The sequence below is a fragment of the Candidatus Poribacteria bacterium genome (assembly GCA_009839745.1).
Taxonomy (GTDB): domain Bacteria; phylum Poribacteria; class WGA-4E; order WGA-4E; family WGA-3G; genus WGA-3G.
In genome coordinates this window covers 27,677-43,457 of record VXPE01000041.1, presented here as the reverse complement: position 1 = coordinate 43,457, position 15,781 = coordinate 27,677, and the positions used below count along the sequence as shown (strand labels likewise).

17 protein-coding genes are annotated in these 15,781 nt (G+C 47.1%); 11 read left to right on the top strand and 6 right to left on the bottom strand.

Going from position 1 to position 15,781, the window contains the following annotated elements; genetic code table 11:
• Positions 1–2 precede the first annotated feature (2 nt).
• Positions 3–1,031, bottom strand: a complete 1,029-nt coding sequence (locus F4X88_06305) for an amino acid ABC transporter substrate-binding protein (protein ID MYA55885.1) — start codon at positions 1,029–1,031, stop codon at positions 3–5.
• Between the two features lie 415 nt (positions 1,032–1,446).
• Here F4X88_06305 and F4X88_06300 point away from each other — a divergent pair, with 415 nt between their 5' ends.
• A complete protein-coding gene (locus F4X88_06300; GenBank protein ID MYA55884.1) occupies positions 1,447–2,685 on the top strand; it encodes a tetratricopeptide repeat protein in 1,239 nt (412 codons plus the stop codon).
• Here F4X88_06300 and F4X88_06295 read toward each other — a convergent pair.
• Positions 2,665–3,870 (bottom strand): aminotransferase class I/II-fold pyridoxal phosphate-dependent enzyme, encoded by a 1,206-nt coding sequence (locus tag F4X88_06295; protein MYA55883.1) that lies wholly within the window; start codon positions 3,868–3,870, stop codon positions 2,665–2,667. The two genes, F4X88_06300 and F4X88_06295, sit on opposite strands and share 21 nt — an antisense overlap.
• 210 nt (positions 3,871–4,080) lie before the next feature.
• Positions 4,081–4,668: a methylated-DNA--[protein]-cysteine S-methyltransferase gene (locus F4X88_06290; protein ID MYA55882.1), complete on the bottom strand. Its 588-nt coding sequence runs from the start codon at positions 4,666–4,668 to the stop codon at positions 4,081–4,083.
• Here F4X88_06290 and F4X88_06285 point away from each other — a divergent pair.
• The 3 genes from F4X88_06285 (at position 4,498) to F4X88_06275 (ending at position 6,501) form a co-directional block, all read left to right on the top strand.
• Positions 4,498–5,109, top strand: a complete 612-nt coding sequence (locus F4X88_06285; GenBank protein ID MYA55881.1) for an SCP2 sterol-binding domain-containing protein — start codon at positions 4,498–4,500, stop codon at positions 5,107–5,109. The genes F4X88_06290 and F4X88_06285 overlap by 171 nt on opposite strands.
• Positions 5,110–5,234: 125 nt before the next feature.
• Complete coding sequence (locus F4X88_06280) at positions 5,235–6,026, top strand: phytanoyl-CoA dioxygenase family protein (protein ID MYA55880.1); 792 nt, start codon at positions 5,235–5,237, stop codon at positions 6,024–6,026.
• A gap of 46 nt (positions 6,027–6,072) precedes the next feature.
• Positions 6,073–6,501: a VOC family protein gene (locus F4X88_06275; GenBank protein ID MYA55879.1), complete on the top strand. Its 429-nt coding sequence runs from the start codon at positions 6,073–6,075 to the stop codon at positions 6,499–6,501.
• 57 nt (positions 6,502–6,558) lie between these two features.
• Here F4X88_06275 and F4X88_06270 read toward each other — a convergent pair whose 3' ends face one another.
• Positions 6,559–7,254 (bottom strand): zinc metallopeptidase, encoded by a 696-nt coding sequence (locus F4X88_06270; GenBank protein MYA55878.1) that lies wholly within the window; start codon positions 7,252–7,254, stop codon positions 6,559–6,561.
• A 363-nt stretch (positions 7,255–7,617) separates the two neighbouring features.
• Between F4X88_06270 and F4X88_06265 the strand changes: the two genes are divergently transcribed.
• The 7 genes from F4X88_06265 (at position 7,618) to F4X88_06235 (ending at position 14,341) form a co-directional block, all read left to right on the top strand.
• On the top strand, positions 7,618–8,457 hold the full coding sequence (locus tag F4X88_06265) for an amidohydrolase family protein (protein ID MYA55877.1): 840 nt from the start codon (positions 7,618–7,620) through the stop codon (positions 8,455–8,457).
• A 112-nt stretch (positions 8,458–8,569) separates the two neighbouring features.
• Positions 8,570–8,809 (top strand): hypothetical protein, encoded by a 240-nt coding sequence (locus F4X88_06260; protein ID MYA55876.1) that lies wholly within the window; start codon positions 8,570–8,572, stop codon positions 8,807–8,809.
• Positions 8,803–9,192 (top strand): mRNA-degrading endonuclease, encoded by a 390-nt coding sequence (locus F4X88_06255; GenBank protein ID MYA55875.1) that lies wholly within the window; start codon positions 8,803–8,805, stop codon positions 9,190–9,192. The genes F4X88_06260 and F4X88_06255 overlap by 7 nt, the downstream gene beginning before the upstream one ends.
• A 181-nt stretch (positions 9,193–9,373) precedes the next feature.
• On the top strand, positions 9,374–12,331 hold the full coding sequence (locus F4X88_06250) for a hypothetical protein (protein ID MYA55874.1): 2,958 nt from the start codon (positions 9,374–9,376) through the stop codon (positions 12,329–12,331).
• A gap of 93 nt (positions 12,332–12,424) precedes the next feature.
• Positions 12,425–13,243 (top strand): hypothetical protein, encoded by an 819-nt coding sequence (locus F4X88_06245; protein ID MYA55873.1) that lies wholly within the window; start codon positions 12,425–12,427, stop codon positions 13,241–13,243.
• 121 nt (positions 13,244–13,364) lie between these two features.
• Complete coding sequence (locus F4X88_06240; protein MYA55872.1) at positions 13,365–13,898, top strand: hypothetical protein; 534 nt, start codon at positions 13,365–13,367, stop codon at positions 13,896–13,898.
• A gap of 101 nt (positions 13,899–13,999) precedes the next feature.
• On the top strand, positions 14,000–14,341 hold the full coding sequence (locus F4X88_06235) for a hypothetical protein (protein MYA55871.1): 342 nt from the start codon (positions 14,000–14,002) through the stop codon (positions 14,339–14,341).
• Positions 14,342–14,676: 335 nt separating this feature from the next.
• Here F4X88_06235 and F4X88_06230 read toward each other — a convergent pair whose 3' ends face one another.
• Entirely contained in the window at positions 14,677–15,120 is a 444-nt protein-coding gene (locus tag F4X88_06230) for a hypothetical protein (protein MYA55870.1), read from the bottom strand.
• 93 nt (positions 15,121–15,213) lie between these two features.
• On the bottom strand, positions 15,214–15,525 hold the full coding sequence (locus F4X88_06225) for a hypothetical protein (protein MYA55869.1): 312 nt from the start codon (positions 15,523–15,525) through the stop codon (positions 15,214–15,216).
• Positions 15,526–15,781: the final 256 nt, after the last annotated feature.

Here is a 15,781-nt window from a genome sequence, read left to right as displayed (position 1 = left end):
CTTTAACGGAACGGCATCGCATAGAGTAAACCGCCTTGCATCCACGGTTTATTAACCCCACGCGGTAGACCCAACGGTGTCAGATTACGGTCAAAAATCTCGCCATAGTTGCCAACAGCAGCGATGGCTTGGCGTGCCCAATCTTTTGACAGCCCGAGTTTTTCACCCATACCACCACTTCCATCTAAACCCAAGAACCGTTTGATTTCGGGATTCTCTGTTTTAAAGGTGCTGACGTTGGCTTGCGTAATACCGTGTTCCTCGGCGGCGAACGTGGCATAAACGACCCAACTCACGACATCATTCCATTTGTTATCACCATGGACGGTGACGGGTCCCAAAGGCTCTTTTGAAATGGTTACATCAAGAATAATATGGTCATCTGGGTTTTTTAAGGATTGACGACGGGAGATTAATTGGGATTTGTCGCTTGTCACTACATCACAACGCCCCTGATCGTAACTTTGGTAAAGCGTTTCAGTCTCCTCAAAGACAACAGGTTCAACTTCAATTCCTAAGGCGCGTGTCGTATCGGCGAGGTTTAACTCGGTGGTACTGCCAGCAGTGACACCGACAGTTGCTCCCGCCAGCTCCTCGAGTGATGTTATCCCCAGCTCCTTGCGGAGCATGAAACCCTGGCCGTCGTAAAAGGTCGGTGGGCAGAAGTCAGCACCGAGATCAGTGTCGCGAGTCAGGGTCCAAGTGGTGTTGCGGATAAGCACATCTATTTCGCCCGTCTGGAGAGCGGGGAAACGCTCAGCAGCCTTTAAGGGACGGAACTCAACCTTATTCGGGTCCCCCAGAACGGCAGCAGCGATCGCCCGACCGTAATCTACGTCAAACCCCTTCCATTCACCAGTTTGACCGAGGAAACCGAAACCGGGCAATTCCTTATTCACACCACATATCAGTCTGCCTCTGTTTTTAACTTTATCCAGAATACTCTCCTCACCTTCGGCGAGTAATGGGACTACCAATGCTATCGCTAAAACGAATGCGGAAACACGAAACAATAATTTACGCACAGAAATCCTCTCTTTTCAATATGATCCCGACTATAGGGATCGTTTAACAACATACCTTGATTGATTAACGTTTTTTATATTTGCTCACAATTTCACTAAAATCTCTTTTATGCTTCTCTTCAAACAGAAAAGCGATTGTCATACTTTCATACATTCTATCAAACTGTCCTTATGTTGTCAAGCAAATTAAAGGCTTTGTCAATCTGCCCCATTCCGTGCAATTGAACACAAGGTATGCACTATTTGGTGCAGTACACCTTCAATATTTGGCTAAGTGTCGCACCAGTTGATGCCGTCAGATCGGCACAGAATTTGCTAAAGTTAAGTGCATACGCCAGGATTTCTACTATAAACTACACTTGACATATTTCAGCAACCTTGTTAGTATAGTTTGAACCAATACTTGCCAAGGAGAAAAAAGATGAAGAAATTCATAATTGCAGAAATTTGCGTTGTGCTCGCGCTCATCCTCGGGTTTTGGCTCGGACGTATCACGGGGACCGACACGAGTTACGAAAACTACTACGACAACGCCGACAAAGCATGGACAGCAGCACAAGCACTCGACAATCCGCCAATCACACTTGACGAACCCGACAAAAGCCGTTTACGCAAAGTTCGAGCCGCATATCGCGAAGTGTTCGACAAATATCCTGACAGTCTATGGGCAGACGATGCTATCTACCAACTCGCTTCACGGATTCCACGCACCGATGAAGAGGCTTTCGCACTCTTTCGTCGGCTTATCAACAATTATCCAGATAGTGAGTGGGCAGACGATTCGATGTATGCCATCGCTTTCGCCTCTTATCAGATCGCGGAGCAGTTAAAAAAGACAGGGACGCTTGAATCCGTAGATGCTTACTATGACCGGGCACTCGCGCTTTATAACCAATTAACTGCGATATACCCGGGCAGTGAACTCTCGGATCAGGCGGAGTTTAATAAAGCGATGTGTTATTATGGAAAGGGTGAATTGAACCTCGCACTTGCTCAGTTTGATGCGCTCAGAGAGCCGTTCAGTGACAGTCCGCTGCTCTACCAGATTCTATACGTCACCGGCGAAATTTACATCAAGAAACAGGATTATGAAAGCGCGCGCGTGGAATTTACAAACGTTGTTGATTCCGGAGATCCCGACCTTTCACCGCTCGCGAGTTTCGGCATTCCCCAAACTTACCTTGCGGAAGGGAAATATCAGGAGGCGATTGACGGCTACCAGAGAGTCATAGATCTCTATCCAGATGCCAAAGTGGGTCAGGATGCGTACTTTTATATGGGGTGGGCGTATGAGCGGCTTGGCAAATATGACGAAGCCATCGCTCGACTTGAGGAAGCCATTGACTTGTACCCGCGCAATGAGAATGCCGCCAACTCACAGATTTATATCGGGCAAATTGCCTATGCCAACAACGACATGGCGAGTGCCATTGACGCGTATCAGAAGGTCGCAGACAACAGCACTTACGATTACGATAACCGGCGGCAGGCACAGTACTGGGTAGGCAAAATCCATGAAGACGGTGGCGATGCGGATTCAGCAGTAGACGCATACCAGAAGTTGATCACAGAATTCCCGGAACCGCACAAAGAGGCGACCCATCCGTCGAATAATATCAATGAGAATTACATCCAAAATTTAAGGAGCACAGGTCTCTAACGCCTGTCCGAGATCGGCGATAATATCTTCGGTATCTTCCAGACCGATGGAGATTCTGACTAACCCATCCGTGATGCCGGTCTGCCGACGGATCTCTGCGGGAACATGTGAATGCGTCGTTGATGCAGGATGACAGATGAGGGTGCGCACGTCGCCCAAACTGACTGCCAGCGAACAGAGCTGGAGATGATCGACGAGGTGTTCACCCGCGGCGCGTCCACCTTTCAATTCCAACGTTATCATACCACCAAACGCATCCATCTGGCGTTTGGCGAGTTCATGTTGCGGGTGATTCGGCAAACTGGGATGGCGGACCCATGCCGCTGCCGGATGTGCCTCAAGAAACGCTGCGACACGTGTGGCGTTCTCACTGTGCCGTGCAAACCGTAACGGTAGAGTCGTGAGCCCGTGAAGTGTTAACCATGCGTTGAACGGACTAATAACTGCTCCAAAGTTGCGGAGTGCCCCCTCCTTGGCACGCACGATGAATTCCTTTTGTCCAATAATCGCGCCCGCAATAACTGCCCCGGAACCACTCATGTACTTCGTCATGCTGTGAACGACGACATCAATGCCAAAGGTAATCGGCTGCTGACCGCACGGGGTAGCGAATGTATTGTCAATCATTGAGATCACACCGTGTGCTTTTGCAATCTCGGCGGCTGCCTGTAAATCAACGAGTTTTAGGAGTGGATTTGTTGGGCTTTCAAGATAAAGGACCTTGGTATCCGCTCGGATAGCGTGCGCGATTTGCGTAGGGTCTGTAGCATCAACAAACGTAGTCTCAATCCCGAATCGCGGCAACTCCTCATTGAGGATTTGGAACGTAGCGGAATAGAGGTTCTCCATTGCGACGACATGTCCACCCTCCGCCAAAGCCGTGAGGAGTGCTGTGCTGACTGCTCCCATCCCTGACGCGGTAGCGAGTGCGGCTTCACCGGCTTCGAGGACGGCGAGTTTCTGCTCTAACACCTCTTGTGTTGGATTCCCCCAGCGCGTATAGACATAACCACTCTCTTCATCTTGGAATGCCTCGGCGCACTCAGCGGCGGTTGCGAAACGGAATGTACTGTTTTGATAGATAGGCGGTAACAGAGGCATCCCTGTTTTTTGCGTGGAGGATGTCCGTGCTTCACCTGCATGGATGGCTTGGGTGGCTTTACCTAAACTTTTTTGCGATGTCATATTTTAATTTTTCCTTGCGGAGAAATAGCGCGCGTTTGGACTTGGACGTGCGTTCCTCAAATCCGCCTGCGTGTTTTTGCGAATCAGAATCAACGGTATGAAGTCCGTATGGACTTCCCCGGGTATGAAGCCCGTGTGGGCTTCCCCGGGGGAATTCTGCGTATTGTTGCAGGCTATAGGCTTGGAGTTAGCAAAAACCTCTTAATAACTTCACCTTAATTGCTCAATAGGATGACCTTCAAGTGTTAACAATCGACGTTTACGTTCCAGACCGCCCCCGTATCCCCCTAATGTGCCATCACTTCTAACGATACGGTGGCACGGAATGAGAATTGATACGGGATTCGCCCCGACTGCGTTTCCAATGGCACGCACTGCTTTCGGTTTTCCTACCTGTTCTGCGATCCATTTGTAACTCCGCACTTCTCTATAAGGAATCTGACGAATAGTCTCCCACACCCGGTTCTGAAAGTCCGTTCCCCAGTTGAATCGGATCGGAACCCCAGAAAACTCGAGTGGCTCACCAGCGAAATACTGGTCGAGCAGCTCCTGTGCATAAGTGAGTACAGGATATTGACTATGGATGGGTGATGATTCACCGAAGGGAAAATCATCGGTAAAGAAAACATGCGAAAGACTCCTCGTATCCGCCGCGACTATGCCCATACACCCCATCGGAGACGCATAGGCGATAGTCCGAGAGATGAAGTAATTTCGCGCATCTTTGTAAGCTTGCGCATCAAAAGGTATCTCCTTAGAGATTTCCTCACGAAACAGTTTGAATGGATTTATTCTCATTTTTTATTTGACTTCCCATTTATTATGGAGTATGCTATACCGCAAACTATGGCTATATTTGAAACACCCGATCAACTCTATAGTTACATCAGTGAACTGTTTGAAGAAATTGCCACGCTACCGGAAGCGCAAGAGGCACTGAAGTCGTTGACGGTGAACGTCCAATTCAACTACAGCATGCCCGATTGCAAGATGATCCTAACGGCAGCAAATGGCGAATATACCCTTGCCCGCGGCACCTGTGCCGACACTGCTCCAGACGTTGAACTCACTATGACAGGTGACACCGCCTACAAATTTTGGACAGGCGAACTCAACGTTATGGGAGCGATAACAACACGCGAGATCGGTGTCATCGGCTCTCTTGGTAAAGTGATGCGGCTCGCACCGCTTATCAAGACAGCAGTCGGTTACAACCGCGAGCGAGAAACAGGCTTTTAATTTATGGGCTACTGGACTGCTTTCCATTACAAGCAGGTTTTCGGTTAAGTCGCGACGCTGTTAGAGAATTCGCGGCGTTTTTGCAAGCGGCACATCGGTGTCGCCGCGCCAAAAAGGAGGTATCAATGGAAACCGATAATCTATTAGCAACAATTGAACCCCACGTTACACAACTGCGAGAAGAGGGCTGGTGCGTCTTAGAGAACGTTATACCCCCCGATGTGGTTGGTGAGGTCCGTGAAGAGGTCGAAACCTCTGAATCGGACTATAATGAATTTAGAAAAGAACATGGTGTCTGGGGACGCAATGTCATCAGTTTCATGCCGAAGTTCGCCGCACACCTTGCGAACGAACGGCTCCTCACCACTATCCAACAGCTCCTCGGACCGCAAGTGCGTATTTCGCAGACTGAGTATAAGATCCGTCCCCCACATTACGAATTGGTGCGTGCATACCACTCCGATTTTCCGTATGATCTGAACCAGAAGTGGCACATTCCGCAACCGTTTCCGAGTGCTGTCATCGGTATCACTACCCTCTGGATGCTTTCCGAGTTCACAACGGAAAACGGCGGGACCTGGATTGTTCCCAAAACGCATGTGGACCTCCGGAACCCCAGAGGCAAAGAAGACAACATCGGTGACCGGAATCCACTTGACGGGGAGATGCAAGCCGTTGGCAGCGCCGGCAGTGTGCTCATCATGGACAGCCGGATTTGGCATTCCAATGCAGAAAATCCGAGTGCTGGGAAGCGGACTGCAGTCGTCGTCAGATACGCGCCGTGGTGGCTGAATTTAGAACTCTTTGGTGCGAATACCGCCACGATTCCGGGCGAAACGTTCGATAAGTTACCGGACGATGTCAAATTGCTCTATGAACACCGAGCAGAAAACCGGGAACCGACTGTCTGGATTTAAAGTAGTAGGCATACTCCCTATGCCGTAACAGAAAAGGAAATCTTTTATGTCAACGACACTTGTACACATCGGCGTTCGCACGACCGATTTGGAAAAAAGCATTCGCTTCTGGCGCGATGCGCTCGGATTGCGGGTCTTCTCAACGATGAATGGATGTTATGATCTTACGGACGGTTATCACAACTTCCGCGTGTTTCAACACAGCGGTCCGGATCGTCCAAAACATGTCGGCGGGATGTTAGACTACCTCCACATCGGGGTTCGTGTTCCGAACCTGCGAGAAGCGGCGCAGCGGTGTGAGGACCTCGGTTTCACAATCACATGGGAAGGATTAGGGGGTGACAAACCTTACGACCCAAATTCGGACGAATTGCCTTCAGAAGCCTTCAAAATAGAAGACCCGGATGGTATCGTCGTCGATATTACCGAGCAGGACGACCAGTGGCCCGGTGTGGACATTGATAGTAAGTCTTAAAGTGATAATTCACGGTAACATCAATAGGCGCGGCTTCACGCTGCGCCATCAATATAATTATTCGTCACTGCCACCCAACAGTCCCAATCGGAATAGGTAGTAGAGCAGTGTAAGGAGACTCGTCACTGCCGCTGCGAGATACGTCAAAAATGCCGCGTTGAGCACTTTACTGGCGTGCTGGTTCTCTTCTTGCGTGAGCATGCCTGCTTCTGCCATTGCGACTTTGGCTCGCTTACTGGCATCCCATTCAACGGGAAGTGTTATTAACGAAAAGACGACTCCTACTGCAAAAAATCCAACACCGAACAGCAGGAAGGGTTGAATAAAGAAACCGACCATTATCAGAATATAAGAGGCCATCGAACTAAAGTTCGTCGCTGGGACGAGGGCGGTCCGTAGGTTCAGCATTGCATAGCCGTGTGCATCCTGCATCGCATGTCCGGCTTCATGGCAGGCAACCCCTATTGCGGAAAGCGATTGACTTGAATAGACGTCATCGGATAACCTGAGTGCTTTCTCGCCCGGATCATAGTGGTCACTTAACCATCCACTTGAGCGTTCGATTCGGACGCCGCTAACACCGTGCCGTTTCAGCATCAGATCGGCGGCTTGCGCGCCTGTCAATCCCTTACGCGATCCGACTTGTGAATATTTTGAGAATGTCGATTTTGTGCGAAACGTGGCGTAGAGGGACAGTGCCAGTCCCGGTGCGAGGAATACGAAATAGAGTGGATCAAAGAAACCCAAAAACATAATAAACACCTCTTTTTAATCTTACCTTGCGGATTTTTAATTTTACCTTGCGGAGAAACAACGTGAGTCTTATCTTTCACGTGCCTTTCTCAAATCCGCCTGCGCCGCTGTTGCAGGCTTGTGGTTCGATAGTTTTAATTTTACCTTGCGGATTTTTAATTTTACCTTGCGGAGAAACAACGTGGGGCTTCTCTTTCACATGCTTTTCTCAAATCCGCCTGCGCCGCTGTTGCAGGCTTGCGGTCTGATTTTAATGCATATCTGTTAGGTTAAGTAATTATACAGAATATCTTGACGAAATTCAAATCATTTTCACCTATAAAGCCCCAGCGGGGCGACATGTTTATAGACGAGGAGTGATAGATGTTTAAAATAATAGATACCCACCAACACTTTTGGGATACCTCTAATTTGGAATACCCTTGGTTAGAAGGGTTCGATCTATTGGGAAAACGATACACGGCAGAAGATTACCGCGAGGCGATTGGGGACCTTAACGTCGTCAGGTCGGTACACGTTGAAGGCGACCCCGCTGAAACGGATGTTGTCAAGGAGGTCGAGTGGCTCACACACATATCCGAGACAGATGGAATGATTGGCGCGATAGCGGCAGCGGCACCGCTTGAAAAACCGAACGCCGAGGCGATTCTCGAACAACTCACAGGATTCGGGCTTGTTGTAGGCGTGCGGCGCATGGCGTGGCATCATCCCGATCCGCAGTTCTACGCCATGCCTGAGCTGATTAACGGCGTGAAATTGCTGACGAAATTCGATCTCTCCTTTGAACTCTGTGCGAATCATGCACAACTTCCGGCGGCAATCGAACTCGTCAAGGTAACACCGGACGTTCGGCATGCTCTTAACCACTGCGGGGGACCCGACATAAAGGGCGGGCAATTCGAGCCATGGGCGACACACATCAACGAACTCGCCGCCTTCGAGAACGTTCACTGCAAGGTATCGGGGATTGTGACGACTGCAAGTGAGGACTGGACGCGTGAGGAACTGAAGCCGTATATCCAACATCTCGTGGAGGCTTTCGGTTATGAACGGCTGATGTTCGGGAGCGATTGGCCCGTGTGCACCTTAGCGGCGACATATCAGGAATGGGTCGCGACACTCTTAGGTACCGTGGCGGACGCGTCGGACGCGGAGAGAAATAGGCTCTTCTATGGAAACGCTGCGGAATTTTATTCGGTATAAATAGCCCTATACCGAACTCATTTCGTTTGAATAACTGTTCTATTTGTGCTATAATTTCTCCGATGTTCTATCTATTTTATTTTAAATCTCTTTCCCGAAGGGGGGCTATGTTATGAAAAAAACAGATCTTGCACCAGAGAAACTTTCTGCCAAAGTTCCAGCATCCAAATTGCGCGGTAAAAAGACCGGGATAACACCTCGTAGCAAAGAAAGGCGTAGACCTATACCGCGTCCGAATTATACAATAGAAGAACTTTTAGCCAAGATCCCAGAACCCAAAGTTGAATCCCGAAAACCTGGCCTTTCGGAAGAGACAGACACCGGACCACTAGTGGGTAGGGAGGTTTGGTAAACGCCATTATGTACGTTCCACGACACGGTGATATCGTGTGGATTGACTTTGAACCCCACGTTGGACACGAGCAAGCAAAAGAGCGTCCGGCTCTTGTCCTCTCTGAAGAAATCTATAATCGTAGATTGTGGTTGGCAATTATGTGTCCAATCACGACCAGCCGGAAGCCCTACCGTGCAGACCTTGATGTTCCGATCCCACCAGAAGTAGAAATTCGTAGCAAGGACCTCACCCAAATTATTGAGCTTGACGGAGTCATCCAAGCAGATCATATCAAAAGTCTTGATTGGTGGGAAAGACGCGCGCGGTACGCAGGGGACATGCCAGACGAAACTGTTATTCAGGTTTTGCAAATCGTTGCTACTCTTGTGAAAATTTGGTAGTGTTATATATGTCCTTTTCCCGTTGGTAGGATTTGTAACGTCGGCCAGTCCCAAGGTTAATTACTTTAGTCCCATAGCGATAGCGTTTCTATAAAAAAATATCCCCATCATGCCTGTGGTAGGTTCTCTTTCTTAACCGCATCTGATCCACACCCCTCGAAAGCAATCCTAAGGAAACATTATGCCGAATCAACACGAAACGACGATTACAAATCACCTGGTTAACATCCTACGAAACATGCGCCATGGATGGGAAGTCGAAACAGCTGTTCATGCCTTCATCAAAGGCAACAGCGAACTCGATGCCATTGTGATTGAACGCGGTAGAGAACCCATCGGTATTGAAGCCAAATTCGCTACCACTACCAACGCCAGAAACCTCATTAAACAGGCAGAAACCAGACTTGTTCACGAGTTGGAAGCGGAATACTATACCTCAGCGAAAACCCTCAACAACGTTATGGCAATCCTATACCCTGACCGTTTTAAGACGATGCCAGGACGGGACATCACTCCATCACTCCATGAGGCGGATGACTTACAGTACAAACTCGTCAGTACTCTTGGAGATACGGTTGGACACTTTCCAGAAAACGGGTGGACAACTGGGACCGTGGGAGACATCGCCAACGCGCTTCACGTTGGTGCAATACCCAATTCTCAACTGGAACAAGCAGCGGAGGATATGGAACTTGGTATCAACAGAGCAGCCCATCTATTTGAAAACGCTATCACTGAACACCGTGCCATCGGGATGAAAATTGAGACGATTCTGCACCAAGAAGTTTTCTCTAAGGATGAAAATGACGAAGAAGAACTCAATACACAAACCCTCCGCATGGCGGCACTGATTATTACCGATGCCTTCGTTTTCCAAAGCTCCCTCGCAGGCAAAGCAGAAATGACATCCGTCCGCTCACTCCGTCAACTCCTACCTACAATTGATTACGCCGATGTTATCGCGGACTGGAATATTATCCTCAAGGTCAACTACCGTCCCATCTTTGAAGATGCCCGCGAGCTCGTTAAGGCACTTGCAACGGACGACAGACTGGTTAAACATATTTTGAAACTCCTATGTGAGGCAGCCAAGGACCTCATTGACACCGGCATCGCGCAGATTCACGAACTCGCTGGCATAGTTTTCCAAAAATTAATCACTGATAGGAAATACGTCAAGGCGAACTACACGTTGCCAGAGAGCGCGACACTGTTATCAACCCTTGTGATGCCTGAACTGCCTAAAGGTAAACTTCCGAAAGTGGCGGACTTTGCCTGTGGAACTGGTGCGCTTCTCAACGGTGTATACCAACGCATTTTATCGCTATACGAACAGCAAGGTGGAAATGGCAGAGATATTCATCAGGAAATGTTGGAGAATAACATCGGCGGTGCAGACATTATGCCGAATGCTACACATTTAACGGCAGCAGCCCTCGCAAGCACGCATGCGGATATTAAACTTACTGATACGCGTATCCTCACAGCGCCTTACGGACTTATGGATGGCGGTAGTTATGCAATCGGTTCATTGGAATTACTCGATGATGTGTCACTATTTGACACCGATGCAGAACAAATCGGTGGTGAGGAAAAGAGGATAGTTAAACTCCAACAAGCCTTCCAGCACGGAGACTTTGACATTGTCATACAGAACCCACCTTTTACGCGGCCTGGGGCAGACAGCAACACTGGAACCCCGAAGTCTACATTTCAAGGAATTGAACGTCCCGAAGAAGACCAAAAAATGATGCAGGCGACGCTGAAGTCTAAAGATAGGAGAGTAACCAAAGCAACTACTGATTTCGCGCCTAATTTCGTTGACGTAGCGGACAAGAAACTTAAGCACGGCGGCACCATGGGGTTTATCCTACTATTAACGGTGCTGAGGTCCCCCATTACACAAGGAATTAGAGATATGTGGGCAACCGAATATCACAACGTCGTTGTGATAACTATGGCACAAACTGGTGCTACCGATTGTGCGTTCTCCGCTGACACAGAGAAGGCGGAATGCATTGTTGTAGCGACGAAGGGAGTAAGAGATGATACAGGGCGAGGCACATTCGTCTGTTTGAAACAAAGACCTCAAAGCACTCTCGAAGCCATGGAAGTCGCAAATCAGATATCCCGAAGCAGCAGCACGCGAAAACTCGAAGATGCTCCCAATGGTGGTGGTACTATCCCCATAGGAGACACGAACAGTGGACAGATGTTAGACTGTCCTATCAAGGATGGTGTCGCATGGGTTGCAACACGGACGCGATCAATGGCATTGCTACAGAGTGGACACAAACTTACTGTTGGAAAACTACATCTTCCTATGGAAAGAGAACCTATCCCTATTGACATCTGTCAAGTACAGGACATCGCAAAAGTTGGATCTGCTGATTCTTACAGAGAAAAGGACGGTCCATTTATCATGGTAGAAGGCTGTGAACCCAATAGCGATGGCTACGATGCGTTATGGAAAGTTGACGCGCCTTTACAACGCTCCATGATTGCTGCACCAGACTATAAAGCGATACCCCGTTCAAATGAGAATGCTATGGTTAAGCGAGTCTTAGACTGTTTCAGCAAAACGCATTATCATATTAATCTGAGATTCACCGCAAACTCAATTATATCTTCCTTCACTGAGGACCCTTCCATCGGTGTCCGTTCGATGATAAATGTTTTGCTCAAAGATCCGCGGCACGAAGTTGCGTGGACCCTGTGGTGTAATTCGACGTTAGGCTTTTTCTGTCACTGGTTACACAGCAGTAAGCAGGATATGGGACGGGGGACGCTGCGTCAGCAGACATTAGAGACCCTCCCAACACTGGATGTGCACACCCTCTCTAATAAACAGTTAGCGAATGCTGATGTTCTCTTTGAGCGGTTGAAGTATAAGCGGATGCTACCTGTCAACGAGTGTGACCATGACCCTGTCCGGCACGAATTGGATACAGATTTGTTAACAGAGGTGCTTGGTATCAAGAGTCTCGGTATTCTCACAGCCATGCAGACCTTGCGTGAAATGCTCTGTGCTGAACCGAGTATCCACGGAGGGAAGAAGTCTAAGTGTGACCTTGACGCGGAATTGGCGAAACTGAAACTGAAGGGTATTCCGTTTCCGAGTTGGTACCTTGATGAGTAAGGCCGCGATACTTGCAGAAACCCAAGTAGGAAATAGTAAGAATCTGTTTCATGTTTCACTATCCACCACAAGTAAACCCGAGGCAAAATGCCTATGAGCAAAGCGTCTGAAAGGTTACGCCGCCGCCGTGAGGCTAAAAAGCAACTAACCGAGATTAACAAGGATCGTAATAACGTTGTCGTCATTCACTATTCGTGTGAAAGTTTCTATAATCGGCTTGACGGAACGTCTCCACGAATCACGTCAATTGCTGTCCGAAATTTAGCAACAGGTCAAACGGGGTCCTTTTCAATTCACCAAATTGCCGAGCGTAATAAAAAACTCCCAATTGAAAGCATTAACGTACATTACGATGAACTAGAAAAGAAAATGATTAAAGAGTTCTATGATTACGCGGAAAAACATAAGAATGATACGTGGCTGCACTGGAACATGCGAGACATTAACTACGGTTTCGCAGCATTGGAACACCGCTACAAAGTGCTCGGTGGTAAACCCTTTGAAATTCATGAATCATGCCGTTGTGATTTGTCTTTGTTGTTGTATCGGCTGTACGGACATGATTACATTGAACACCCACGTCTTGAAAATTTGGTCGAAAAAAATTCTCTCACTCACCCTAACTTCCTCAAAGGACCAGACGAAGCTAAAGCGTTTGAGAATAGCGAATATGTAAAACTACATCAATCAACCCTTTGCAAGGTTGGTATCATCTCATACATCGCAGATCGAGCTGTTGACACCACGCTCAAAACTAACGCCAAACTAACGGGAATCTATGGTAATTATTTTGCGTTTGTTATGGAAAGGACAAAAGAAAATTGGTTTTTTGCCCTACTCGGTATCATTGGATTAGTACTCGGTATCATTGGATCAGTCTTAAGTATTACTTCGTGGTTTCGCGGCCGTTAGCCGTTACTCACGGTAGCACGCTAATTCCCACACTTCGGTTGAACGAATGTTTATAGCACACATACCAAATTTCCGTGTCCCATCAGCAGGCACAAAGTCTATAGTAAAGGCAGATACCGAAATGAATCTTGTTAAACAAGAAGAAGAAGCAAAAGAATTTCCCATAAGTCAGATTATTCACCAAATATCCGGTGCTCTCGTGGCAGCCTCTATTGGGGATCTTACTGGGATATCCGCAGCAGTTGCTCCGGTAATTACTCAGTGGGGTTTAGAAAGATTTATTACACCATTGATGAGTGAAAGGCAATCTGCAAGACTGTTTCAATGGGGAAAACAAGCGGCGGAAGGTATTGCTCAAAGATTGGCAAATGGTGAAAAATACCGTGAGGATGGGGTCTTTGAGAAAACTCCTACGGATCGATCCAAGATAGATGAAGTCGTGGAATCCACCTTGAAAAAAGTAATGGAAACAACAGAAGAACCCAAGATAAAATTTATGGCGAATTTAACTGAGAATGTCCATTTCGATTCAGATTTTGATATAGATACATATCACCGTCTTTTAAATTATCTTGAGGAACTCACTTATCGCCAACTCTGCCTAGGTAGTGTTTACATTGTGGCTCCGGATCCAGTCATGGCAAGGCTTCCATAGTTCTGCAATATCCATTTGATCTATAGACGTAAATTCTGATAGGCACTGACTTCCGGACGATTTTGATGATGGAATGTAAACACAACGTAGTAAAATTATTTATGAATTCAGATCAAATTGATTTAGATAATTTCGGTAACCCAAATATTACCCCAATCTTATCTTCAATTCTCACAGATTGCTTTGAAGTTTGTAACAAAGGCTTCGTAAATTCGAGACATCCCCTTATGGAAAAGGTTAGTGAATTGTATTTAGGCTCCTCTGGGAACTATGTGACTGATAGTGGCAGATCTCCCGAATATTCTGGATTTGCCAACCCCGCAGGCTTTTCCAATATGCTTAGTGAAAACATGGGCAAATTTGCCAACTTGGATCAAATTCCCGATGAACACGTAGACGCGATCCTAAAAGCACTGAAATCAGAACCAAGAGATATGCCATAATTAGTGGATTATCCAGTAGAAATGTTAAAATTGTCGAATTCAACGTTTCACAGTTCTGTAAAGTTCATATAATTTCGCTTTAGGAGGATGTCCGAGAAATTCTCTACGCCTATTATTATGACGGCTTGTGCTAATTAACTTTCTGTAGATTTAGATTTCACAGTGTTAACTCTTTGCCATTTGTAATTTGACAGTTTCGGTTCATATTCCCCTATTTTTAAACCAAGGTTTCTATATGAGAACAAAGAGGAAATGAAATCAAGGTCGAATTTACAACGAGACCCCAACGACTGTGAAATTTAACAAAACACATGGTCAATTAGCACAAGGCGTTATTATGGGCTCGGTTCTAAAGTCCATCCGTTTTTAGTAGCAAGTTCAGCAAGTGCGATTTGTAGTAGTTTAAATGCATTTCTCTGCTTGCTCTTTGAATCAAAGAATTCGGGCTTTACAACAATTATAGCATGAGCGGGATTTTCGTCCGTCGGATCAGGGATAACATCTACAGCATGATCAGCTATCACTTCATTCTGATGTCTTGTTTTTACAGCCCCTATCGCGCGGACATCACTCGCTTTAACGCTAACAATCCCATTCGTCTTAGATAATAGAGCCGAAGTAGGATCGCAACCTTTTAACTTCGCTCTATCTACAGACGGTTTTTTAGAACTATCCCAAAAGGCGTGGTACTCAATCCTAAGTTTTCCGTCCTGAATAGAATATTCGTTATCTTCCAATTTGCCTCGCACGTTTCGATAGAGTTTTTCATTATCTTGCACGGGCTCTCTGCTATTCATCAATTAACCATTTCCAAAGCGGTAGATAATGTTCAGGTTAGTGTAATTGTCGTTCGTCTTTATACCATGCAGCGATTATATTGTTGCCTCCATCGCTGGATATAGATGAAGTGTCGCACCGATGTCTGATCGGAATGGCAGACCATAAACTAACCATTCCCAAAGCGGTAGATAATGTTCAGGTTTTAGAAAATCTACGTCCATTTCTGTATCAATGTTCGTGCCCCAAACTCTGAAGTACTCCGCCTCATGTTCTCCGATTTGAAGGTGTAATTGCCGTTCGTTTTTGTACCATGCTGCGGTTACATTGCCATCTCCATCGCTGGAGATAGACGGAGTATCCCAGTGATACCCAGCAGAAATGACAGAATCTAACAATGTTCCCATAACCTCGTTCGCGTGAGCTAGGGTTAAATCGGTTGGTTTTTGTGAGCCGCGTCCATCCCAATTATCTTCCCGTTGTGATAGGATGTCAACTTGCTTTGATATTTCAAGCCTTTGCTTTTCGATTTGGGATTTTCGAAGTTGGGTGAAGTCTGTTATTGCAGTTCCGGGATCCGCGTGAAGGAGAACTACATCGGCTTCTGATAAGGAATTCCTTTGAGAAGAAAACGCACGCAGTGAACGGATATCTTCTCTAATC